The 21939-nt window shown below is 69.9% G+C and carries 20 protein-coding genes; 10 read left to right on the top strand and 10 right to left on the bottom strand.

Annotation, left to right across the window (positions count from 1 at the left end; translation table 11 throughout):
* Nucleotides 1-3: 3 nt before the first annotated feature.
* Together DI272_RS15955 and DI272_RS15950 are read right to left on the bottom strand one after the other, a co-directional pair.
* Nucleotides 4-1011, bottom strand: coding sequence for a glycoside hydrolase family 6 protein (locus DI272_RS15955; RefSeq protein ID WP_109496018.1), 1008 nt, complete (start codon nt 1009-1011; stop codon nt 4-6).
* Between the two features lie 59 nt (nt 1012-1070).
* The gene (locus tag DI272_RS15950) at nt 1071-2078 is read right to left on the bottom strand and encodes a DUF5937 family protein (RefSeq protein ID WP_109496017.1); all 1008 of its coding nucleotides are present in this window, start codon (nt 2076-2078) and stop codon (nt 1071-1073) included.
* Between the two features lie 79 nt (nt 2079-2157).
* Between DI272_RS15950 and DI272_RS15945 the strand changes: the two genes are divergently transcribed.
* The 4 genes from DI272_RS15945 (at nt 2158) to DI272_RS15930 (ending at nt 6144) form a co-directional block, all read left to right on the top strand.
* Complete coding sequence (locus DI272_RS15945; protein ID WP_109496016.1) at nt 2158-3372, top strand: MFS transporter; 1215 nt, start codon at nt 2158-2160, stop codon at nt 3370-3372.
* A gap of 96 nt (nt 3373-3468) precedes the next feature.
* Nucleotides 3469-3978 (top strand): MarR family winged helix-turn-helix transcriptional regulator, encoded by a 510-nt coding sequence (locus DI272_RS15940; protein WP_097269112.1) that lies wholly within the window; start codon nt 3469-3471, stop codon nt 3976-3978.
* Nucleotides 3979-4021: 43 nt separating this feature from the next.
* On the top strand, nt 4022-4360 hold the full coding sequence (locus DI272_RS15935) for a DUF3817 domain-containing protein (RefSeq protein ID WP_109496015.1): 339 nt from the start codon (nt 4022-4024) through the stop codon (nt 4358-4360).
* Nucleotides 4361-4443: 83 nt separating this feature from the next.
* Nucleotides 4444-6144: a methylmalonyl-CoA mutase gene (locus tag DI272_RS15930; protein ID WP_109496014.1), complete on the top strand. Its 1701-nt coding sequence runs from the start codon at nt 4444-4446 to the stop codon at nt 6142-6144.
* Between the two features lie 22 nt (nt 6145-6166).
* Here DI272_RS15930 and DI272_RS15925 read toward each other — a convergent pair whose 3' ends face one another.
* Nucleotides 6167-6796 (bottom strand): TetR/AcrR family transcriptional regulator, encoded by a 630-nt coding sequence (locus DI272_RS15925; protein WP_109496013.1) that lies wholly within the window; start codon nt 6794-6796, stop codon nt 6167-6169.
* A gap of 214 nt (nt 6797-7010) precedes the next feature.
* On the opposite strand from DI272_RS15925, the gene DI272_RS15920 reads away from it, so the two are divergent.
* From DI272_RS15920 to DI272_RS15905, 4 genes are all read left to right on the top strand, one after another.
* On the top strand, nt 7011-7991 hold the full coding sequence (locus DI272_RS15920) for a tetratricopeptide repeat protein (protein WP_109496012.1): 981 nt from the start codon (nt 7011-7013) through the stop codon (nt 7989-7991).
* A 650-nt stretch (nt 7992-8641) separates the two neighbouring features.
* On the top strand, nt 8642-9274 hold the full coding sequence (locus DI272_RS15915; protein ID WP_109496011.1) for a DUF6230 family protein: 633 nt from the start codon (nt 8642-8644) through the stop codon (nt 9272-9274).
* A 137-nt stretch (nt 9275-9411) separates the two neighbouring features.
* Nucleotides 9412-9981: a DUF6114 domain-containing protein gene (locus DI272_RS15910; RefSeq protein WP_109496010.1), complete on the top strand. Its 570-nt coding sequence runs from the start codon at nt 9412-9414 to the stop codon at nt 9979-9981.
* Nucleotides 9971-11263 (top strand): hypothetical protein, encoded by a 1293-nt coding sequence (locus DI272_RS15905; protein ID WP_109496009.1) that lies wholly within the window; start codon nt 9971-9973, stop codon nt 11261-11263. The genes DI272_RS15910 and DI272_RS15905 overlap by 11 nt, the downstream gene beginning before the upstream one ends.
* Before the next feature lie 93 nt (nt 11264-11356).
* On the opposite strand, the gene pyk is transcribed toward DI272_RS15905, so the two are convergent.
* From pyk to pta, 3 genes are all read right to left on the bottom strand, one after another.
* Nucleotides 11357-12781, bottom strand: a complete 1425-nt coding sequence (pyk, locus tag DI272_RS15900) for a pyruvate kinase (protein ID WP_109496008.1) — start codon at nt 12779-12781, stop codon at nt 11357-11359.
* Nucleotides 12782-12932: 151 nt separating this feature from the next.
* On the bottom strand, nt 12933-14135 hold the full coding sequence (locus DI272_RS15895; protein ID WP_109496007.1) for an acetate kinase: 1203 nt from the start codon (nt 14133-14135) through the stop codon (nt 12933-12935).
* Nucleotides 14132-16237, bottom strand: coding sequence for a phosphate acetyltransferase (gene pta, locus DI272_RS15890; protein WP_109496006.1), 2106 nt, complete (start codon nt 16235-16237; stop codon nt 14132-14134). The genes DI272_RS15895 and pta overlap by 4 nt, the downstream gene beginning before the upstream one ends.
* Before the next feature lie 208 nt (nt 16238-16445).
* On the opposite strand from pta, the gene DI272_RS15885 reads away from it, so the two are divergent.
* Entirely contained in the window at nt 16446-17471 is a 1026-nt protein-coding gene (locus DI272_RS15885) for an ATP-dependent 6-phosphofructokinase (RefSeq protein WP_109496005.1), read from the top strand.
* Between the two features lie 144 nt (nt 17472-17615).
* On the opposite strand, the gene DI272_RS15880 is transcribed toward DI272_RS15885, so the two are convergent.
* The gene (locus tag DI272_RS15880) at nt 17616-18326 is read right to left on the bottom strand and encodes a helix-turn-helix transcriptional regulator (RefSeq protein WP_181387202.1); all 711 of its coding nucleotides are present in this window, start codon (nt 18324-18326) and stop codon (nt 17616-17618) included.
* Nucleotides 18327-18456: 130 nt separating this feature from the next.
* On the opposite strand from DI272_RS15880, the gene DI272_RS45980 reads away from it, so the two are divergent.
* Nucleotides 18457-18858, top strand: a complete 402-nt coding sequence (locus DI272_RS45980) for a pyridoxamine 5'-phosphate oxidase family protein (protein ID WP_309221660.1) — start codon at nt 18457-18459, stop codon at nt 18856-18858.
* Here DI272_RS45980 and DI272_RS15870 read toward each other — a convergent pair.
* From DI272_RS15870 to DI272_RS15860, 3 genes are read right to left on the bottom strand one after another with little or no spacing between them, the layout of a single operon-like run.
* A complete protein-coding gene (locus tag DI272_RS15870) occupies nt 18848-19696 on the bottom strand; it encodes a carbohydrate ABC transporter permease (protein ID WP_109496002.1) in 849 nt (282 codons plus the stop codon). The genes DI272_RS45980 and DI272_RS15870 overlap by 11 nt on opposite strands.
* A gap of 4 nt (nt 19697-19700) precedes the next feature.
* Entirely contained in the window at nt 19701-20561 is an 861-nt protein-coding gene (locus DI272_RS15865; protein WP_109496001.1) for a carbohydrate ABC transporter permease, read from the bottom strand.
* Nucleotides 20558-21931 carry an extracellular solute-binding protein gene (locus tag DI272_RS15860; protein WP_109496000.1) on the bottom strand — a complete coding sequence of 458 codons (1374 nt, stop codon included), beginning with the start codon at nt 21929-21931 and terminating at the stop codon, nt 20558-20560. Before DI272_RS15860 ends, DI272_RS15865 begins: the two co-directional genes overlap by 4 nt.
* Between the last annotated feature and the right edge of the window lie 8 nt (nt 21932-21939).

Raw genomic sequence — 21939 nt, 5'->3', positions numbered from 1 at the left:
GTACTAGCCCTGGGAGTTGCGGGCCAGCCCCAGGGCGTACTCCGGCCACCACTGCCCGGCGTCCGGACCGCCCTCGCAGGTGCCGTCCGACTCGCCGGGCCGCTTGACCCAGAGATAGGCGTCGAGGGCGGGCTCGCCGGTCTTCGTGGTCGGCCGGGTGCCCAGGGCCCTGCCGGGCGGGTTGCACCACGCCCCCGGCAGCGGCCCGTTGCCGTTGCGGCTGGAGTCGATGACGAAGTGCTTGCCGCCGAGGTCCCGGGACAGGCGGAGGCCGTACTTCTTGGTGACGTCGTCCGTCTGGAAGTTGGAGACGTTGAGCGAGAAGCCGTCGGCCCTCTCCACGCCGGCCCGCTTCAGCGGTTCGACCAGCTTCCAGGGGTCCCTGATCCAGGACGGGTTGCCCGCGTCGAGGTACACCTTGGTGTTCGGCTGCTGCTTCAGCCGGTCGATCGCCTCGCCCAGCAACTGCTCGCGCTCCGCGTGGTACTCACCGGGCGTGCAGCCGTCCACGATGTGCGCGACCGCGTCCGGCTCCAGCACGACCAGGGCCCTGGCATCGCCGAGGGCGTCGGCGAACTTCCCCATCCAGTCCCGGTAGGCCGCAGCGTCCGCCGCCCCGCCCGCCGAGTGCTGGCCGCAGTCCCGGTGCGGGATGTTGTACGCCACGAAGAGCGCGGTGCGGTCCTCGGCCTTCGCCGCCGCCGTCGCCGTCCGCACGGTCGGGCCGGGGTCGATCTCACCGGCCGGCCACAGCGCGACGGGCTGGTCGGCGATCTTCTGGAGCAGCGCCGCGTCCGCCGTACGGCCCTCCCGCCGCCACAGCTCGATCTGCTCGGCGGCCGGACTGGCCGGGTCGACCCAGAACGGCGAGTCGGGGTCCGGGCTCGCGTTCCCGCTGGCCGCGCCCGCGACGGAGGCCTCCCCGACGTCGGAGGCGGACGAGCAGCCGGCGGCGAGCCCGAGGGCGGCGAGGGTGGTGAGGGCGGCGAGGGTGTGGGTCAGCCGGGACATGCTGCTCCCTTGCGCGAGAGTGACCTGAAGTGACGATTGGTCACCCATCGTGACATGGGTCATATGTCCGAGCCGGATGCGACACCGGGCCCCGCGGACGCCAGCGCGATCCCCAGCGGAGTCCGCTCGTACAGCACCTGATGGCCGTAGCGCCGCGAGGTCAGCAGCCCCGACTCGCGCAGGACCGTCAGATGCGCGGAGACGGAGGAGGGGGCGAGCCCCAGCCGGTGGGCGAGGGCGGTGGTGGCGGCGGGTTCGTCGAGGGCGGCGAGGACGGCGGCCCGGCCGCGCCCGAGGAGCCGTACGAGCACGTCGTCGGTGCGGTCGGCGGACGCGGTCCACAGGCCGCCGATGCCGCGCGCCGGATACACCAGCATCGGCTGCCACGGCGGATCGAAGCCGCTGACCACGTCCGGCCACACGAAGACGCTGGGCATGAGCACCAGCCCCCGCCCCGCCAGCCGCCGCTCGTGATGGCCGTTGCTCTCGACGGTCAGCGTTCCCGCCTCCCAGCCGCAGCGCCGGTTGATCTCCGGCAGCAGCCCGCCGAGCCCCACCTCGGCCAGCCGCCGCGAGTGGAACGCCACGTCCGCCTCCAGCAGGGCCCGCAGCCGGGGCCAGTCCGGCTCGATGAGCCGGTGCCAGGCCTCCTCCATGGCGTCCGCCAGTTCCCGGACCATCCGCGCCGGATCGGCCAGCCAGGCCCGCCCGTACGCCGAGTCCAGCGCGCCCGGGGTGTCGGCGAGGGACTTGGCGGTGTCCTCGCGGGCCGCCTCGGGATCGGCGGCGCGGACCGCCGCGATCTCCTCCTCGAAGGTGGCCGCCGCACCGCCCGGCGGCGGGCACAGCCAGTCGGGGGAGTGGCCGCGGCGCGGCATCAGCAGCCAGAGCGGGGTGAGGTCCAGTTCGACGGCGGCGGCACGGATGCGCCGCAGCCAGGGCACGTGATAGCCCTGCCGGTCCGGCCGCTTGAGGGTGCGGACCGCGTCCTGCGTCTCCCACAGCGGCGACACGGCGAAGCGGCAGCGGAGGAAGTCCTCCTCGCCGAAGTGAAGTCGCGACGGCATACCTGTCCCTTCGGCGCGGAAGATTCGGCTGGTGCCGAAACTCTAGGACGCCGTCGTCGGCTCCGGCACGCTGCCCGGCATGACGGACACCTCGACCGCCGCACCGACCGGCTACGCCCGCGTCTTCGCCGTAAGGGAATTCCGCGCGGTCTTCACGGCGCACCTGCTCTCGCTCCTCGGCGTGGTGGTCGCCGAGATCTCGCTGTCCGTCCTCGTCTACGACCTCACCGGCTCCCCCCTGCTGAGCGCGCTCGCCTTCGCCCTCGGCTTCCTGCCCTACGTCGTCGGCGGCACCCTGCTCGCGGGGATCGCCGACCGCTTCCCGGCCCGGCGGGTGCTGGTGCTGTGCGACCTGGTGTGCGCGGCCTGCGTGCTGCCGATGACGCTGCCGGGCGCCCACATCGCGGTGCTGCTCGCGCTGCGCTGCGCGCTGGCTGTCGTGTCGCCGGTGTTCGGCGGGACACGGATGGCCACGCTCGCCGACATCCTGGGCGACGGCGACCTGTTCGTGCTGGGCCGCTCACTGCTGCGGATCGTCTCGCAGGGGGCGCTGCTCGCCGGGTACGGCGTCGGCGGCCTGCTGCTGACAGCCGTGTCCCCGCGTCACGCCCTGCTGGTCACCGTGGCGACCTTCTGCGCCTCGGCGGCGGTGCTGCGTCTCGGCACCCGGCGGCGGCCCGCGCGGGCGGCGTCGGCGGGCGGGGGGACGCTGGTGACGGACTCCCTGAAGGGCGCGCGGCAGGTGCTGGCGGACCGCAGGGTCAGGGTCCTGCTGCTGCTGTTCTGGCTGCCGCCGATGTTCGCGGTGGTGCCGGAGGCGCTGGCGGCGCCGTACGCGGACGACCTGGGCGCCGGTTCGGTGGGTCTCGGGCTGCTGATGTGCGCGCTGCCGGTGGGGACGATCGCCGGGGAGCTGTGGGCGGGCGCGCGCCTGCGGCCCGCGGCGCGGGAACGGATCGCGCTCCCGCTGGTGTGCGCGACGCTCCTGCCGTACCTCGGCTACGCCCTGCACCCGGGGCTGCCGGTCTCGCTGCTCCTTCTCTTCGTCTCCGGGGCGGGGTCGGCGTACACGCTGGGCCTGGACCAGTGGTTCGTACGGGCCGTCCCCGAGGCGCTGCGCGGCCGGGCGATGACGCTGCTCACGGCCGGGCTGATGACGATCCAGGGGATGGGGATGGCGCTGGCGGGGGTCGCGGCGGAGTTCGCGGGGGTGGCGTGGACGGTCACGGGGGCCGGGGTGGTGGGGGCGGTGTGCTGCGCGTTGCTGGCGGCGGAGGCCCGGCGGACGGCGTGAGCCGGGGCGGGGCGGACCGGGTGGGGCCGGGGCAGGGGCGGACCGAATGCCAAGACAGTGCTGACCAGCATGTGACTGGCCGGTAAGGTCGGTGCCGTGCCGAAGCCCCTCAGTCTTCCCTTCGATCCCATCGCCCGCGCCGACGAACTCTGGAAGCAGCGCTGGGGAAACGTGCCGTCGATGGCCGCGATCACGTCGATCATGCGCGCCCATCAGATCCTCCTCGCCGAGGTCGACGCGGTGGTCAAGCCCTACGGACTGACGTTCGCGCGCTACGAGGCCCTGGTCCTGCTCACCTTCTCCAAGGCCGGCGAGCTGACCATGTCCAAGATCGGCGAGCGCCTGATGGTGCACCCCACGTCGGTCACGAACACGGTCGACCGCCTGGTCAAGTCGGGCCTGGTCGACAAGAAGCCCAACCCCAACGACGGCCGCGGCACCCTCGCCGTCATCACGGACAAGGGCCGCGAGGTCGTCGAGGCCGCGACCCGCGACCTGATGGCCATGGACTTCGGGCTCGGGGTGTACGACGCGGAGGAGTGCGGCGAGATCTTCGCGATGCTGCGACCCCTGCGGGTGGCGGCGAACGACTTCGACGAGGACTGACCCGGGCCAAGATCTCCCGGAACCGGCGGTTACGCTCGAACGCATGAAGAAGAGCGTGCTGACCCGCTACCGCGTCATGGCCTATGTCACCGGCGTGCTGCTCGTCCTGCTGACCCTGGGCGTCATCGCCAAGTACCTGTTCAAGATGGACGGCGCGGACAGCTTCACCAGTGTCGTCGGCATCGCCCACGGCTGGCTGTACGTCATCTACCTGGTCTTCGCCTTCGACCTGGGCTCCAAGGCCAAGTGGCCGGTCAAGAAGCAGCTCTGGGTCCTGCTTGCAGGAACGATTCCCACGGCCGCCTTCTTCGTGGAGCGCAAGGTCACGCACGAGCTGGAGGCCCAGGTCGCCGAGGACGGCGCGGCCGTCGCGAAGGCGTAACTCCACCGCCGCGAGAGTTTCTCCCGAGGGCTCGCGGCGGTTGACCATCGACATTTACTAGGACGTCCTAGTAAATTCGAAGCATGGACGCTGACGCCATCGAAGAGGGCCGCCGACGGTGGCAGGCCCGGTATGACGCCTCTCGTAAGCGGGAGGCCGACTTCACCACCTTGTCCGGGGATGCCGTGGAGCCGGTGTACGGGCCTCGGGCGGGGGACCGGTACGAGGGGTTCGAGCGGATCGGGTGGCCGGGGGAGTTTCCCTTCACCCGGGGGCTCTATCCGACCGGGTACCGGGGGCGGACGTGGACCATCCGGCAGTTCGCCGGGTTCGGGAACGCCGAGCAGACCAACGAGCGGTACAAGATGATCCTCGCCAACGGCGGGGGCGGGCTGTCCGTCGCGTTCGACATGCCCACCCTCATGGGGCGGGACTCCGATGACCCGCGCTCCCTCGGGGAGGTCGGCCACTGCGGGGTCGCCATCGACTCCGCCGCCGACATGGAGGTGCTGTTCAAGGACATCCCCCTCGGGGACGTCACCACCTCCATGACCATCAGCGGGCCCGCGGTTCCGGTTTTCTGCATGTATCTCGTTGCCGCTGAGCGGCAAGGGGTTGATCCCCGCGTGCTCAACGGGACCCTCCAGACCGACATCTTCAAGGAGTACATCGCCCAGAAGGAGTGGCTCTTCCAGCCCGAGCCCCATCTGCGGCTCATCGGGGACCTGATGGAGTACTGCGCGGCGGGCATTCCCGCCTACAAGCCGCTCTCCGTCTCCGGGTACCACATCCGGGAAGCGGGGTCCACCGCCGCTCAGGAGCTCGCCTACACCCTCGCCGACGGGTTCGGGTACGTGGAGCTGGGGCTCTCGCGCGGGCTGGACGTGGACGTGTTCGCCCCCGGCCTCTCCTTCTTCTTCGACGCGCACGTCGATTTCTTCGAGGAGATCGCCAAGTTCCGTGCGGCCAGGCGGATCTGGGCGCGCTGGATGCGGGACGTGTACGGCGCCGAGTCGGAGAAGGCCCAGTGGCTGCGGTTCCACACGCAGACCGCCGGCGTCTCGCTGACCGCCCAGCAGCCGTACAACAACGTCGTGCGGACCGCGGTCGAGGCGCTCGCCGCCGTGCTCGGCGGCACCAACTCCCTGCACACCAACGCCCTCGACGAGACCCTCGCACTCCCCAGCGAGCAGGCCGCCGAGATCGCGCTGCGTACCCAGCAGGTCCTCATGGAGGAGACCGGCGTCGCCAACGTCGCCGACCCGCTGGGTGGTTCGTGGTACGTCGAGCAGCTGACCGACCGTATCGAGGCCGACGCCGAGCGGATCTTCGAGCAGATCAAGGAGCGGGGGCTGCGGGCGCACCCGGACGGGAAGCACCCCATCGGGCCCATCACCTCCGGGATTCTGCGCGGGATCGAGGACGGCTGGTTCACCGGGGAGATCGCCGAGTCCGCGTTCCAGTACCAGCAGGCCCTGGAGAAGGGGGACAAGAGGGTGGTGGGCGTCAACGTCCATCACGGGTCCGTCACCGGCGACCTGGAGATCCTGCGCGTCTCGCACGAGGTCGAGCGCGAGCAGGTGCGGGCGCTGGGCGGTCGTAAGGCGGCGCGGGACGACGCCGCCGTGCGGGGGGCGCTGGACGCCCTGCTCACCGCCGCGCGGAACGGGGCCAACATGATCGAGCCGATGCTCGACGCCGTGCGCGCCGAGGCGACGCTGGGTGAGATCTGCGGCGTGCTGCGGGACGAGTGGGGGGTCTACACGGAGCCGGCCGGGTTCTGAGAGGTACGGCTCGGCCGGGGTGTCACGCAGGCGCGGACGCCCCGGCCAGCCCCAGCAGCAGCACCCGCGTGAACCCCCGTACCCACTCCTCGTCCGCCGGTTCCGCGCTCACCAGGGTGCGGTGCACCACCGCGCCCGCCACCACGTCGAAGATCAGGTCGACCGTGCGGGAGGCGTTCGCCGGGTCCGTCTCGGGGGGCAGTTCGCCGCGGGTCTGGGCGCGTGCCCGGCCCTCCAGGACCAGACGCTTCTGGCGGTCGACGATCGAGGCCCGGATGCGTTCGCGCAGCGCGTCGTCACGGGTCGACTCCGCGACGACCGCCATGAGGCCGCTCTTCGCCTCCGGGCGGGCCAGGATCGCCGCGAACTGGAGCACCACGCCCTCGATGTCGGCGGCGAGCGTGCCGAGGTCGGGAAGTTCCAGTTCGTCGAAGAGCTCCGCCACCGCGTCCACGACGAGTTCGTTCTTGCCCGGCCAGCGGCGGTAGATCGTCGTCTTCGCAACCGCGGCCCGCGCCGCCACGTCTCCCAGGGTGAGCTTGGACCAGCCCAGCTCCACCAGCGCCTCACGGGTGGCCGCCAGGATCGCGGCGTCCGCGGCGGCGGAACGGGGGCGTCCTGTGGCGCGCGGGGCGGGAGTGCGGCTCTGCATCCCCCGACCATAACCGGCGATTCCTGTGAAGCCGTGAGGGAGATCACCGGGGAGTGGTCGCCAGGAGGCACTGAGTGCCATTACGCTACGACTCGTAGCGAAACCACTGGCGTGGGGTGGGGACCCGGCGTCGAACACTGCAGAAGCGGTGCAGAGCCTGACCAGCTTTCATCGTGCTTTTCACCTACGCGCGCGAACGGGGGAGGATAGACGCATGCAGCCACGGAACATGTCCATGAGCGGAGTCGTCGACCTCGCCGCGGTGAAGGCGGCCCAGGAGGCCAAGGCGAAGGCGGAGCAGGCGCGCGCCGAAGCGGCCCGGCAGGGCGGCGGCCCGGGGGCCGTGTCGCCCGCCGATCTCGTCATCGACGTCGACGAGGCCGGGTTCGAGCGTGACGTCCTGCAGCGCTCCACCGAGGTGCCCGTCGTCATCGACTTCTGGGCCGAGTGGTGCGAGCCCTGCAAGCAGCTGAGCCCGGTGCTGGAGCAGCTGGTCGTCGAGTACAACGGCCGTCTCCTCCTCGCCAAGATCGACGTCGACGCCAACCAGATGCTGATGCAGCAGTTCGGGGTGCAGGGCATCCCGGCCGTCTTCGCCGTCGTCGCCGGGCAGGCCCTGCCGCTCTTCCAGGGCGCCGCCGGCAAGGAGCAGATCCAGCAGACCCTCGACCAGCTGGTGCAGGTCGCCGAGCAGCGCTTCGGCCTGACCGGCCTCACCGTCGACCCCGACGCCGCGCCCGGTGCCGCGCAGGAAGCCGCCCAGGCCGTTCCCGCCGGGCCCTACGACGCGCTCCTGGAGGCCGCCGTACAGGCCCTGGACGCGGGGGACTTCGGCGGCGCCGTCCAGGCGTACAAGAACGTGCTGAGCGACGACCCGGGCAACACCGAGGCCAAACTCGGCCTCGCCCAGGCCGAGTTGCTGCACCGGGTGCAGGGGCTGGACCCGCAGCAGGTGCGCCAGGACGCCGCCGCGAAGCCGGCGGACGTGCCGGCCCAGGTCGCCGCCGCCGACCTGGATCTGGTCGGCGGACATGTCGAGGACGCCTTCGGGCGGCTGATCGAGACCGTGCAGCGCACGGCCGGCGACGACCGGGACGCCGTACGTGTGCGGCTTCTCGAACTGTTCGAGGTCGTCGGGCCGGACGACCCGCGGGTGGTCGCGGCGCGCCGGGCGCTCGCGCGGGCGCTGTTCTGACCGGGGCGGGGTCCCTGTTCTGAGCAGCCCCTAAACGCCCGGGCATGTGGTGCCCGAGTGAAAGATTTGCCGACGAGACGTCACTGCGGCCGCGCTTTACCAAATCTTGGTAATCGCGGCCGCTGTTACTGCAAGTAAGTTCTGGGCGTTGTTCTGTCGGATTTTGTCCATTCGTAAACGGCTTTGTCCGCCCCCTCGGAGCTACCGGGAGTCGTCGGTCGAGACCAGCGGGTCGTTGTTCGGTTATCCGGCCGTTACTACCGAGTAACGAAGCCCCTTGTGCGGGCGGCGAGAATGCACCACGATCGGCGACGCTCGGTCCATTCCCGTACTACCCGACAGCCGGTCGGGCCCGCGGGAACTCCTGGGTCCCCACCGAGCAGAGCCGGCGGCAGTGGCGCCGGCTCTTGGACAGGGGGGTCTTCGCCCACCCGGCGAAGCCTGTCCAGGTTGTGCGTGATGTGCGTCAGGCGCGACCAGTGGTTGTCGCTCGGGGGTGATCGCCGGTGATTCGGGCGCTGTTGGCGCCTCCGAGCACGGGCGCTCCCCTTCCCGAGGACGTAGCACTTCTCCCATCCCTGCCCGGCTGAGCCGTCTTGTTCGACAGGGGCAGTCAGGGTCAGGAGATGTACGTCCGAGAAGGAGGAAATATGGAGTCCCAGGTGCGTGGCGGGACCAGATGGAAGCGGTTCGCCGTCGTCATGGTGCCCAGCGTGGCCGCCACGGCAGCGATAGGTGTCGCCCTCGCGCAGGGCGCTCTCGCCGCGTCGTTCAGCGTGTCGGGTCAGTCGTTCAAGGTGACGACCGACCAGCTCGACGGCACCGGCTTCGTCCAGTACGGAGCCATTGACTCGGGTTACACGCTCGACGGCAAGAAGACGGCCCACCCGGTCGCGGTCTCGGCCTTCAAGTCCGCGACCATCAAGAACCTGTGCCAGTCGGTTGTCACCCCTGACATCCCGCTGCTCGGTTCCGTCAGCCTCATCCTGAAGGCCGGCGGTGGCAGCACCCCGGTCGAGGCCGAGAACCTGTACATCGACGTCGAGGACCTCAGCGCCGACGCCACCTTCCGTGGCATCGACATCGGCGTGGCGGCCAAGGACGCGGCCAAGGGTCCGGGTATCGCCAAGGGCGACACCGCGAACCCGTACGGGTTCGCCCAGCAGGCCGACTCGGTCACCCTGACCGACGTGAAGCAGACGGCGTGGGCGACCACCGCCGGAACCTTCAAGCTCAGCGGCCTGAAGATGTCGCTGTCCAAGGGTGTCAAGGAGTGCTACTAAGCACTCGCTGACGGGCGGGGGAGCCGGTGGCGCCCCCGCCCGTCCACTCTCCGGCGGCTGTTCGCACCTTCTCCACAAGCGGCCGCACGAAGCACAACTCACCACCACAGCAACGCCGTGACAGGGAGCTGTTTTCCATGAGCGCCGAGACTCCTGCCGTACCCGGCCACGATGAGCACTACCTCCGGGTCGCCAAGCGGAAGTTCCGCGCCTGGCGGGGCACCCGGCCGTTCTGGGCCGGCCTGTTCGTCATGCTCGGCGGACTCCCCATCGCTTACTTCCCGTACGCAAATCTCCAGATCGGCCATCTGACCCTGGCGATGGCCACCACCGCGGGCGCGGGATCCCTGATCATCGGCGTACTGCTGGTCGTCCTCGGCATCAGCCTCTGGTTCCAGAAGCACGTCCGCACCTTCGCGGGCGTCGCGGCGATCCTGCTGGCCCTGGTGTCCATCCCGGTCTCGAACCTGGGCGGCTTCCTCATCGGCTTCCTCTTCGCCCTGGTCGGCGGAGCGATGGCCGTGGCGTGGGTGCCGGGCGAGGCGCTTGAGGTGCAGCCGGTCCCGGAGGCCGGCGCGGGAGAGAGCGATGCGCCGCAGGGCGCGGTCCCCACGCTCTCCAAGGACGCGTACGACATCGGTGAGCCGAACGATCTGTCAGGAACGAGCCCGGCGAACGGGGCGAACGGGAGGCACAGTGCCGGCTGACGAGGTGACCCACGGGACTGATGTGGACGAGTCCCGTGTGAGAACCGGGCCGCGCCACGCGGCACCCAAGAAGCCGCTGTTCACCCGGTTCCACATGCCGGCGGGCAAGGCGATAGCCCTGGCGGCGATGCCGACGGCGGTCCTCATGGGGATGGGGTTCACGCCGACGCTCGCCAACGCCGAGGACCAGCCCGCCGCGAAGAGCCTGACGGCGGACGAGTACAAGGACTGTGTCGCGGCCCTGGAGGACGGCGCGTCCGCGTCGGCCTCGCCGTCCGCGAGCGCGAGCGACTCCGCCGACGAGGCGACGCCGACCCCGTCGGCCTCCGCGTCGAAGGACTCCGGCTCCGGCTCCTCGGACTCCGGTTCCTCGGGCGGCGGCTCTTCGTCGGATTCAGGTTCCGACGACGAGGCCACGCCCACGCCGTCCGCGTCCGCCTCCAACGAGGCGCAGTCGGGTTCCACGGCCACGCCCACGCCCTCGGCCTCCGAGAGCAGCGGCAATGTGCTGGACCAGATCGGCGACGCGATCACCGGCATCTTCACGGGCGGCGAGAGCGCGACTCCGTCCGCGAGCGCCAGCCCGACGCCGTCGGCCTCGGCATCCCCGAGCGGGGACTCCGCGGGCGACGCGACGGACACGGTCAAGGACACCACCGAGAAGGTCACCGACACGGTCGAGGACACCGTGAAGGACACGACCGACGCGGCGGCCAAGGCGGCCGAGGACACCACCGAGTCGGTCGAGAAGGCCGCCGAGGAGGCCACGGCCAGTCCGTCGCCGTCCGCGAGCTCCACCACGGACGCCGAGGACTGCCCGGTCGCCACGGACGCGGAGGGCGGTGTCGACAACACCGTGCCGCTGCCCGACGACCCCTGGTACCTGAACGCCAGCTCGCTGCTGCTGAAGGGCGCCGACTACAAGGGCATCGTCGAGGTGAGGACGGCCAACGGCACCAAGAAGAAGGTGCTGAAGTACGTCATCTCCGACGGCACCGACATCGGCGACCTGCACCAGACGGTCAACGACGAGCAGTCCGGCAAGACCTACCACGTGCAGGCGGCCAAGGGCTCGACGTCGACCATCCGCGACGGCAAGACGGTGATGTACACGGAGTCCATCTCCGGCAACCTGCTGGGCCTGATCCCGGTCACCTTCGACCCGGACAACCCGCCGCCGCTGAACATCCCGCTGATCTACTTCACCAAGGTGAAGGTCGTGCAGGCCGGCCAGTTCGGTGGCACCCTGCATGTGCCCGGGCTGCATCAGTACATCGACTGAGCGCCCCAGCAAGCCCGTTCGGGAGCCGCACAAGCGCCGAGGGCGCCCCCTGGTCCAGGGGGCGCCCTCGGCGTCGTACCAGCCCTTGTGGGGTCAGTTCTCCCCGCCCAGGTGGTGGACGCGGACCATGTTGGTGGTGCCCGGGACGCCGGGGGGCGAGCCGGCGGTGATGATGACGATGTCGCCGTCGTTGAAGCGGCCCAGCTTCGAGACCTCGGAGTCGACCAGGTCGACCATCTCGTCCGTGCTGTTGACGAACGGCACGATGTGCGACTCCACGCCCCAGCTGAGCGTCAGCTGATTGCGGGTGCCCTCGTCGGTGGTGAACGCGATGATCGGCTGGGCGGCGCGGTAGCGGCTCAGACGGCGGGCGGTGTCACCGGACTTGGTGAAGGCGATCAGGCCCTTGCCGCCGAGGAAGTCGGCGATCTCGCAGGCGGCGCGGGCGACCGAACCACCCTGGGTGCGCGGCTTCTTGCCCGGGACCAGCGGCTGGAGGCCCTTGGCCAGCAGCTCCTGCTCGGCGGCCTGGACGATCTTCGACATCGTCTTGACGGTCTCGATCGGGTACGCGCCCACGGAGGACTCGGCGGAGAGCATGACCGCGTCGGCGCCGTCCAGGATGGCGTTGGCCACGTCGGAGGCCTCGGCGCGGGTGGGACGGGAGTTGGTGATCATCGACTCCATCATCTGGGTCGCCACGATCACCGGCTTGGCGTTGCGGCGGCACAGCTCGATGAGCCGCTTCTGCACCATCGGGACCTTCTCGAGCGGGTACTCGACGGCGAGGTCACCACGGGCGACCATCACGGCGTCGAACGCCATCACGACGTCCTCCATGTTCGCCACCGCCTGCGGCTTCTCCACCTTGGCGATGACGGGGACCCGGCGGCCCTCCTCGTCCATCACCTTGTGGACGTCCTGCACGTCCTGGGCGTCCCGGACGAAGGACAGCGCGACCATGTCGCAGCCCATGCGCAGCGCGAAGCGGAGGTCCTCGACGTCCTTCTCGGACAGCGCGGGCACGTTCACGGCCGCGCCGGGCAGGTTGATGCCCTTGTGGTCGGAGACGACACCGCCCTCGATGACGATCGTCTTGACCCGCGGGCCCACGACGTCCAGGACCTTCAGCTCGACGTTGCCGTCGTTGATGAGGATCTGGTCGCCGCGCGAGACGTCGCCCGGCAGGCCCTTGTAGGTCGTCCCGCAGATGGACTTGTCACCCGGGACGTCCTCGGTGGTGATGACGAACTCGTCACCACGCTCCAGCTCGACCGGGCCCTCGGCGAAGGTCTCCAGGCGGATCTTCGGGCCCTGCAGGTCGGCGAGGACACCGATGGCCTTGCCGGTCTCCTTGGCCGCGGCACGGACGCGGTCGTACCGCCCCTGGTGCTCGGCGTGCGTGCCGTGGCTGAAGTTGAAGCGGGCCACGTTCATGCCGGCTTCGATCAGGGACACGAGCATTTCGTGGGAGTCGACCGCGGGGCCGAGAGTACAGACGATTTTCGAACGGCGCATGGGGCGATCCTATCGGTTTGTTTCGCTACGGAATATTCCGTCTGGCGGAAGATACAAATGGGCGGCCGGGCGCTCAGGCGTGTTACTCGCGTGTAATTGCTCAGCTGTTCCGTTATTCGCTCAGTTGCCCACGCGGCGGCGCCGCATATCGTTACTTCTCGACCAGTGCGTAAGTCTGAGTGGCGATCTCCAGTTCCTCGTCGGTCGGCACCACGGCCACGGCCACGCGCGCGTCCTCCGGCGAGATCAGCCGCGGCTGGTCACTCCGTACGGCGTTCAGCCCGCCGTCCACCGCGAGGCCCAGTTCCTCCAGGCCCGCCACCGCAGCCTCCCGCACCGGACTCGCGTTTTCGCCGACTCCCGCTGTGAAGGCGACCGCGTCCACCCGGCCGAGCACCGCGTAATAGGCGCCGATGTACTTCTTCAATCGGTGAATGTAGATGTCGAAGGCGAGTTGCGCCTGTTCGTCACCCTCGTCCACCCGGCGGCGGATCTCGCGCATGTCGTTGTCGCCGCACAGCCCGATCAGGCCGCTCTTCTTGTTGAGAAGAGTGTCGATCTCGTCGATGGACATTCCGCCAACCCGTGCCAAATGGAAGATGACGGCAGGGTCCAGGTCACCGGAACGCGTACCCATCACGAGCCCCTCCAAAGGCGTCAGCCCCATGGAGGTGTCCACGCACCGGCCGCCCCGTACGGCGGAGGCGGACGCCCCGTTGCCGAGGTGCAGCACGATGACGTTCACGTCCTCGGGCGCCTTGCCCAGCAGCTTCGCGGTCGCCCGGGACACGTACGCGTGCGAGGTGCCGTGGAAGCCGTAGCGCCGCACCCGGTGCGCGTCGGCGGTCGCGGTGTCGATGGCGTAGCGGGCGGCGGACTCCGGCATCGTCGTGTGGAAGGCGGTGTCGAAGACGGCGACCTGCGGCAGGTCGGGACGGAGTGCCTGGGCGGTGCGGAGGCCGGTGAGGTTGGCCGGGTTGTGCAGCGGGGCGACCGGGATCAGCCGTTCGATCTCGGCGAGCACGGCGTCGTCGACGACGGTCGGCGCGGTGAAGGTCTGCCCGCCGTGCACGACCCGGTGCCCGATGGCGGCCAGCTCGGGCGAGTCGAGCCCGAGCCCGTCCTGGGCCAGCTCCTCCGCCACGGCCTTCAGCGCGGCCTCGTGGTCGCGGATCGGCCCGCTCCACTCACGGGTGACGTCGGACTCGACGTGCGTGTGCCTGAGCCGGGAGGTCTCCTCGCCGATGCGTTCGACGAGCCCCACGGCCAGCCGGCTGCTGTCGCTCATGTCGAGCAGCTGGTACTTCACCGACGAGGAGCCGGAGTTGAGGACGAGGACGCGGGACGAGCTCACTGGGCGGTGGCCTTCTCGATCGGGGACGGGGCGGGGGACTGGGCCTGGATCGCCGTGATGGCGACGGTGTTGACGATGTCCTGGACGAGGGCACCCCGGGACAGGTCGTTGACCGGCTTGCGCAGACCCTGGAGCACGGGACCGACCGCGATCGCGCCGGCCGAACGCTGCACGGCCTTGTAGGTGTTGTTGCCGGTGTTGAGGTCGGGGAAGATCAACACGCTGGCCTGACCGGCGACTTCGGAGCCCGGCAGCTTGGTGGCGGCGACGGACGGCTCCACGGCGGCGTCGTACTGGATGGGTCCCTCGATCTTCAGATCCGGCCTGCGCAGCCGGACCAGTTCCGTCGCCTCGCGCACCTTGTCGACGTCGGCGCCGGAGCCGGAGGTGCCCGTGGAGTACGACAGCATCGCGATCCGCGGCTCCACGCCGAACTGCTCGGCGGTCGCGGCCGACTGGATGGCGATGTCGGCCAGCTGCTCGGCGTTCGGGTCGGGGTTGACCGCGCAGTCGCCGTAGACCAGCACCTTGTCGGCGAGGCACATGAAGAAGACCGAGGAGACGATGTCGGCGTCCGGTTTGGTCTTGATGATCTCGAAGGCCGGGCGGATGGTGGCCGCCGTGGAGTGCACGGAGCCGGACACCATGCCGTCCGCGAGCCCCTCCTGGACCATCAGGGTCCCGAAGTAGTTGACGTCGCTGACGACGTCGTAGGCCAGCTCCACCGTCACGCCCTTGTGGGCGCGGAACCCGGCGTACTTCTCGGCGAAGGAGTCGCGCAGTTCGGAGGTGGCGGGGTCGATCAACTGGGCGCCGCCCAGGTCGATGCCGAGGTCGGCGGCCTTCTTGCGGATCTGGTCCTCGGGGCCGAGGAGGGTGAGCTCGCAGACCCCGCGGCGCAGCAGCACCTCGGCGGCGTGCAGGACGCGGGCCTCGGTGCCCTCGGGCAGCACCACCCGGCGCTTGTCGGACCGGGCCTGCTCCAGGAGCTTGTGCTCGAACATCATCGGCGTGACGCGGTCGCTGCTCGGCGCGGAGACCCGCTTCAGCAGGTCGCCGGTGTCGACGTGCCGCTCGAACAGGCCGAGCGCGGTCTCCGCCTTGCGCGGCGTGACCGCGCTCAACTTCCCTTCCAGGGAGAAGAGTTGCTCGGCGGTGGGGAAGCTGTTGCCGGGTACCGAGAGCACCGGGGTGCCAGGGGCGAGGCGGGCGGCGAGGGTCAGGACGTCGTCGCTCGGCACCTCGTCCAGGGTGAGCAGCACGCCGGCGATCGGCGGGGTGCCGGCGCTGTGCGCGGCGAGCGAGCCGACGACCAGATCGGCCCGGTCGCCCGGCGTCACGACCAGGCAGCCCGGGGTCAGGGCCTTGAGGAGGTTCGGCAGCATCGCCCCGCCGAACACGAAGTCCAGCGCGTCCCGGGCGAGTCCGGCGTCGTCGCCGAGGAGCACCCGGGCGTCGAGGGCGTGGGTGACCTGGGAGACGGTCGGCGCGGCGAGGGCGGGCTCGTCGGGCAGCACATAGCAGGGCACGGGCAGCCGGGAGGCGTCGAGGCGCTCGGCTATGAGGTCGCGGTCCTCGCGGGCGACCCGGTTGGTGACCATCGCGAGGACGTCGCAGCCCAGGCCGTCGTAGGCGCGGTAGGCGTTGCGGGTCTCGGCGAGCACGGACTCGGCGGGCTGCTTGCGGCCGCCCACGACCGGGATGACCGAGGCGCCGAACTCGTTGGCGAGGCGGGCGTTGAGGTTGAGCTCGTCCGGGAGCTGGGTGTCGGCGAAGTCGGTGCCGAGGACGAGGACGACGTCGTAGTCCCGCGCGACGAGATGGAACCGGTCGACGAGCGTCGAGACCAGCTCGTCGGTGCCCTTCTCGGCCTGGAGCGCGGACGCCTCGTGGTAGTCCATGCCGTAGACCGTGGCCGGGTCCTGGGAGAGCCGGTAGCGGGCGCGCAGCAGTTCGAACAGGCGATCGGGGCTGTGATGCACGAGGGGCCGGAACACACCCACCCGGTCGACCTGCCGGGTCAGGAGCTCCATGACCCCCAGCTCGACGACCTGACGGCCGTCGCCGCGGTCGATACCGGTCACGTACACGCTGCGGGTCACGCGTGCTCTCCAATCGCTGGGGCTCGGCGTCGCTGTCACACAAGTCGCTGTCATAAAAATCGCCCACCAGGGTGAGCGGAACCCCCTTGACAATACCCCGCACGGTGGATAAGGCGCCCGTCAGGACGGGGTGCGGCAGCGCACTGTGGGACGTGGAACAATCGGACACGGCTCACCGGTATCAACAGCGAGCAGGAGACACAGCACGATGCGCATCGGAGTTCTCACCGCAGGCGGCGACTGCCCTGGCCTGAACGCAGTGATCCGGTCGGTCGTGCACCGAGCGGTCACGCAGTACGGCGACGAGGTCATCGGCTTCGAGGACGGCTACGCCGGCCTCCTCGACGGCCACTACCGCACCCTCGACCTGGACGCGGTGAGCGGCATCCTGGCCCGCGGCGGCACGATCCTCGGCTCGTCCCGTCTGGAGCGCGACCGGCTGCGCGAGGCGTGCGAGAACGCGCCCGACATCGCCCGTGACTTCGGCATCGACGCGCTGATCCCGATCGGCGGCGAGGGCACCCTGACGGCGGCGCGGATGCTGGGCGACGCGGGCCTGCCGGTGGTCGGCGTCCCCAAGACGATCGACAACGACATCTCCTCCACCGACCGCACCTTCGGTTTCGACACGGCGGTGGGGGTCGCGACGGAGGCGATGGACCGCCTGAAGACGACCGCCGAGTCCCACCAGCGGGTGATGGTCGTCGAGGTCATGGGCCGGCACGCGGGCTGGATCGCGCTGGAGTCCGGGATGGCGGCGGGCGCGCACGGCATCTGCCTGCCCGAGCGCCCCTTCGACCCGGCCGACCTGGTCAAGATGGTCGAGGAGCGCTTCTCGCGCGGCAAGAAGTTCGCGGTGATCTGCGTGGCCGAGGGTGCGCACCCCGCCGAGGGCTCGATGGACTACGGCAAGGGCGAGATCGACCAGTTCGGCCACGAGCGCTTCCAGGGCATCGGCACGGCACTCGCGTACGAGCTGGAGCGCCGGCTGGGCAAGGAGTCCAAGCCGGTCATCCTGGGGCACGTCCAGCGAGGCGGCGTACCGACGGCGTACGACCGCGTGCTGGCGACCCGCTTCGGCTGGCACGCGGTGGAGGCGGCGCACCGGGGTGAGTTCGGGCGGATGACGGCCCTGCGGGGGACGGACATCGTGATGGTGCCGCTGGCGGAGGCGGTGACCGAGCTGAAGACGGTGCCGAAGGACCGGATGGACGAGGCGGAGTCGGTCTTCTAGGCCTTCCTGTCAGGTCTTTCTGCCCGGCCTTTCCGCCCGGCCTTTCTACCCGGCCTTTCTTCCGGGTCCTTTTTCTAGATCCTTTTCCTGGGTCCTGTTTCTGGGTCCTGTTTCTGGGTCTTTTTCTGGTGTTCGTGCGGGTGGCTAGCCGGTGATCTCCTGGACGTTCGTCCAGAAGTTGTCGACGATCCGGTCGAGGAAGTCCTGGCCCGACGCGCTCGCGCCGTTGTCGCCGCCGCTGCCCCAGCTGAGCGTCGCCACCATCTGCCCCTGGTACTGCCGGTGCAGTTCCTGGAGCGCGTCCTCCAGGAGCCGCCGGTCCAGGGGCACGATCTTGCCGACCGGACGGACGTAGGCCTGCCAGCGGGTGGTGACCGCGCTGCGCAGGTGCTCGGCGAGGCGGGGTTCGCGGCCGGTGACGGTGATGAAGTCCGGCAGGTCGAGCTCCAGCAGCTCGGCGAGCGCGGCGGCCTGCCGGTCGGTGCCGCGCCAGTCGTTGTTCTCCTCCATGCGCAGATAGGCGAGGATCTCCAGGCCCAGCACGCGGGCGACGTCGTCGGGAGCGAGGCCGCGGGTGATGCGGTGCTCGCGCAGGGTCCGCGGCCGCCCGATGAGCTCACCGGGGGAACACCACAGCACCCCCGCGAGGGCGGTCAGCTCCGGGCTGGTCGGGGAGACCATGCCGCGCTCCCAGGCGATCACGAGGTCCGGGGTCACGTACGGCATCCCGTACGAGGCCCGCATGCCGTAGGCGACATGCTCGGGCCCCATGTTGAGGGCGGTCCGCAGGCGACGGGCGGCGGGGGCGTTGAAGGGAGGGCCTGGCTGGTTCGGAAGAGCTGGGGGTCGGCGCACGGGGCACAACGTAGGGGTGTCCGCCGGTCGTGACTACGGTCTGTTCGGCCAGGATCACGGATTGTAGGAACGTACGGTTTCGGCCAGGGGTTCGGGTGTCCGGGGAGCGCCTGTCTGCGGGGCGGGGGCGGTGGTGAGGCCGGCGCCGAAGGGCTGTCCGGCGGCCGGCGAAAGGCGTGACGGCTCCGTGTGCGAAGGGAACGGCAAGGTAGAGGGGCATATTCGCCAGCGCCTGCCGGGCCCCGGCTTCCGGTACCTCGCGACGGTGGGGGACGACGGAACGCCGCAGACCTCGCCCGTGCGGGCGGATCTCGAAGGCGCGTACGCCATGGTCGACACGGCGATCGGCCGCGCGAAGGGAGAGAACCTGCGGCGCAATCCCGCCGCTTCGCTGTCCCACCACGACGCGGCGAGTTGGCCCGTGCTCATCTCCTCCTGCTGCCTGACCGCCGCGGACGCCTTCACCCGTGCCGGGGCCCCGGACCGGGGCGTGGCGGCACGGACCGCAGCGGCCCCACCACTCACCCCTTGACGGCTCCCCCCAACGCGAACCCTCCGCCCAACCGCCGAGCCACCAGCACGTACAGCAGGATCACCGGCGTCGAGTAGATGACCGAGAACGCCGCCAACTGCCCGTACGCCACCATCCCCCGGTTCCCGAAGAACTCGTTGATGCTCACCGCCGCCGGCATCTGGTCCGGGGTGAGGAGCAGCATGAAGGGGACGAAGAAGTTCCCCCACATCATCACGAACGAGAAGACGGTCACCACCGCCAGCCCCGGACCCATCAGCGGCAGCACGATCCGGACCAGGGACTGGAGCGACGACGCCCCGTCCGTCCACGCCGCCTCCTCCAGCTCCTTCGGCACGCCGTCCATGAAGTTCTTCATCAGCCAGATGGCGAAGGGGAGTTGGGAGGCGGCGAAGAAGAAGATCGTGCCCTGGAGGGTGTCGATGAGGTTCACGCGGACGAACAGCGCGTAGACCGGCACCATGACGGCCGTGATCGGCAGGCTTGTCGCGAACAGGACAGTGAGGAGGAAGGGGCGGTTCAGACGGGAGCGGAAGCGGGAGAGGGGGTACGCGGCCAGCGCCGCGCACACCACCGTCAGCGCCGTTCCGCCGCCGCAGAGGAGGAGGCTGTTGAGGAGGGGGGTGAAGGTGATGTCCGGCGTCAGGATGGCGTCGAAGTTGTCCAGGGTCAGACGGTCGGGGACCTTCACCTTCAGGTTCGCGTCCGGGTCCAGGGCGGAGAGCAGCACCCAGGCGAGAGGGAGGAGGAACGCGGCGGTGGCGACCAGGAGGCCCGCGTCCGCGGCCAGGCGGCGGGTGGCGCCGCTGGTTGTGCGGGATGTCGGGGTCGGAGCCATGGTGTCAGACCTCCGTCCGCAGCAGCCGTACGTAGACCATCGAGAACAGACCGCCCACCAGCAGGAGCAGCAACGCCACCGCCGTGCCGTAGCCGATCATGCTCTTCTGGAACGCCTCCTCGTACATGAACAGAGGGAGCGTCTGGCTCTTCCCGCTCGGCCCTCCTCTCGTCATCACCCAGATCAGGCCGAAGACGGACAGGGTCTGGAGGGTGATGAGCATCAGGTTCGTGCCGATGGAACGGCGGATCATGGGGAGCGTGATGTGCCAGAGGCGGCGCCAGCCGCCCGCGCCGTCGACCTCGGCCGCTTCTGTGATCTCCTTCGGGATCTCGTTGAGTGCGGCGGAGTACACCAGCATCGAGAACGCCGTGCCGCGCCAGACGTTCGCGAACGACACCGCCAGGATCGGGAGCGTGAACAGCCAGTTCTGGGTGGGGAGATGCAGCCAGCCGAGGATGGCGTTCAGGGTGCCTTCCTTGCGGAAGAAGGCGTAGAGGAGGAAGCCCGCGACCACCTCCGGGAGTACCCAGGCCGTGATCACTGTCGCGCCGGTCAGGGTGCGGACCGGCTTCGAGGCGCGTTGCATCAGGGACGCCAGCGCCAGGCCCAGGGTGTTCTGGCCGAGCAACGCCGAGACGACCGTGAAGACCAGCGTCAGCCATACGGCGTTGCGGAACGCCTCGTCCCCGAACGCCGTACGGAAGTTGTCGAAGCCTACGAATGACTCCTGTGCCTGACCGGTGAGCTGGAGGTCGGTGAAGGCGATGTAGGCGCAGTACGCGATCGGGCCGCCGAGGAAGAGGAGCAGGAGAACCACGGCGGGGGCGAGAGGGAAGGCGCGGACCAGCGAGCGGGGGCTCATTTCTGGATCACTTGGCCGTCCGTCGCCGACTTCAGTTCCTCGGCGTAGCCCTTCGCCGCGTCCGCCACCGACGCGTCACCGGTCGTCACGCCCTCCATCGCCTCCTGGATGGCCGTCGACACCTTCGGATAGGCCGGATAGGCCGGGCGGTAGTGCGTGCTCGCGACCAGGTCCGTGAAGAACTTGATACCGGGCTGGGCCGAGACGTACGAAGGGTCGCTCGCGACGTCCTTGCGGACCGCGATGCCCGAGTTGGCGATGTACCACTTCTGGGCGTTGGCCTTGGTCTGCATGGTCTTGATGAAGTCGAAGGCGAGGCCGGGGTTGGCCGCCTTGGCCGGGATCGCCCACGTCCAGCCGCCGGACATGCTCACCTTGCCGGGGGCCTGGCCGTGCTGGGTGGGCATGTGGGCCAGGCCCAACTCCCGTGACCACTGCGGCCATTCGTGGCCACTGCCGGGCAGCCAGTCCTGCGGGAGCCAGGAGCCGTCGAGGGCGATGCCGAGCTTGCCCTTGGGGAGCAGGTCGCCGCGGACGATGGTCTGGATGTTGGGGTCGAGGGCGGTGGCGACGTCCGGTCCCAGCTTCTCCCGGTACACCGTCTCCACGAAGCCGAGGGCGTCCTCGAATCCCTGGCCGCCGGCGATCCACTTCTTGGACGCCGGGTCGTACAGGGGGTCCGTCTTTCCGTCGCCGGTGCCGTAGAGCAGCATCTCGAAGGTCTGCATCGTCGCCGCCTCGCCCGCGGGTTTGCCCGTGTAGAGGTTGAGGGGCGTGACGTCCGGGACCTTCTTCTTGATCGTGCGGGCGGCTTCGAGGACGTCGTCCCAGGTCGTCGGCTGCCAGGTGGCGGGGAGGCCTGCTTCGGCGAAGACGCCCTTGTCGAACCAGAGGCCGCGGGTGTCGGTGCCGTCCGGGACGCCGTAGATCTTTCCGTCCTCTCCCTTGGCCGCCGTCTTCGCCGTGTCGATGAACTGGTTCCAGTCCGGCCACTTGGCGAGGTAGTCGTCGAGGGGCTTCAAATAGCCGCTGGTGATGTCGGAGTTGATGAGGAAGGTGTCCTCGTAGACCAGGTCCGGGGCGGTCTTGGGGGAGCGGAGCATCTGCTGGACCTTGGTGTAGTACTCCGAGTCCGGGGCCTTGATGGGGATGAACTCGACCTTCTTGCCCGGGTACTTCTTCTCGAACTGCTTCTTGATGTCCGCGAGGAAGGTGTCCATCACCTTGACGTTGTTGTCCGTGGACTGCTTGAAGGAGACCTTCAGGGTGTCCGGGTCGCTCCCGGAGCTGCTGCACGCGCCGGTGAGGGCTGCGGTGGCGATGAGGGTGGGGGCGAGGAGCAGAGCGGCGGCGGTGGGGCGCACGGGCATGACCTCCT

It is taken from the genome of Streptomyces sp. Act143, from assembly GCF_003143935.1.
Classification (GTDB): Bacteria; Actinomycetota; Actinomycetes; order Streptomycetales; family Streptomycetaceae; genus Streptomyces.
The sequence above is the reverse complement of the archived record's forward strand: the minus strand, read 5'-3'. Positions and strand labels throughout refer to the sequence as shown.